Consider the following 1,449-nt stretch of genomic DNA (forward strand, 5'->3'; position numbering starts at 1 on the left):
CGGCGACCACTTCCTCGTCCGCCCCGGCGAAAAAATCGCCACCGACGGCACCGTCGTCGAAGGCACCTCCGCCATCGACGCCTCCATGCTCACCGGCGAATCCCTCCCCGTCGACGTCACCCCCGGCGACCCCGTCACCGGCGCCACCCTCAACGCCGGCGGCCGCCTCGTCATCCAGGCCACCCGCATCGGCGCCGACACCCAACTCGCCCGCATGGCCCGCATGGTCGAAGACGCCCAGAACGGCAAAGCCGCCGCCCAACGCCTCGCCGACCGCATCTCCGCCGTCTTCGTCCCCACCGTCATCACCCTCGCCCTCGCCACCCTCGGCTACTGGCTCGGCAACCACGCAGGACCCACCACCGCCTTCACCGCAGCCGTCGCCGTCCTCATCATCGCCTGCCCCTGCGCCCTCGGCCTCGCCACCCCCACCGCCCTCCTCGTCGGCACCGGACGCGGCGCCCAACTCGGCATCCTCATCAAAGGCCCCGAAGTCCTCGAAACCACCCGCCGCGCCGACACCATCGTCCTCGACAAAACCGGCACCATCACCACCGGCACCATGACCCTCCTCGCCATCCACACCACCCACAACACCGACAAAACCCAAGTACTACGCCTGGCCGGAGCCCTGGAACACGCCTCCGAACACCCCATCGGCCGCGCCATCGCCACCGCCGCCACCCGACAACTCGGCACCCTCCCCACCCCCCACCACTTCACCAACCACCCCGGCCTCGGCGTCCAGGCCACCATCGACGGCCACACCGTCCTCGCCGGCCGCACCCAACTCCTCACCACCCACCACATCCCCCTCCCCCCCGACCTCGAAGCCCACCAAACAACCGCCGAAACAGCAGGACACACCGCCATCACCGTCGCCTGGGACGGACAAGCACACGCCGTCCTCGAAATCGCCGACGCCATCAAAGACACCAGCCCCCAAGCCGTCCACCGCCTCCGCGCCCTCGGCCTCACCCCCATCCTCCTCACCGGCGACAACCACACCGTCGCCACCACCGTCGCCACCCACGTCGGCATCCACCCCGACCACGTCATCGCCGAAGTCCTCCCCCAGGACAAAGTCGACGTCATCAAAAAACTCCAGACCCAAGGACACACCGTCGCCATGGTCGGCGACGGCATCAACGACGCCCCCGCCCTCGCCCAGGCCGACCTCGGCCTCGCCATGGGCACCGGCACCGACGCCGCCATCGAAGCCGGCGACCTCACCCTCGTCCGCGGCGACCTCACCACCGCAGCCGACGCCATCCAACTCGCCCGCCGCACCCTCACCACCATCCACACCAACCTCTTCTGGGCCTTCGCCTACAACATCGCCGCCCTCCCCCTCGCCGCCACCGGACTCCTCAACCCCATGATCGCCGGAGCCGCCATGGCCCTCTCCTCCCTCTTCGTCGTCGGCAACTCACTCCGACTCCGAGGGTT

Annotated in this window: 1 protein-coding gene; it reads left to right on the forward strand. The window is 69.6% G+C overall.

Translation table 11 applies throughout. From position 1 onward, the window contains the following. Positions 1-1,449 (forward strand): heavy metal translocating P-type ATPase (locus ACFYYH_RS34490; RefSeq protein WP_388559889.1); only part of this gene is annotated, 1,449 nt, incomplete at both ends.

This window comes from Streptomyces sp. NPDC002018 (assembly GCF_042890865.1).
Classification (GTDB): domain Bacteria; phylum Actinomycetota; class Actinomycetes; order Streptomycetales; family Streptomycetaceae; genus Streptomyces.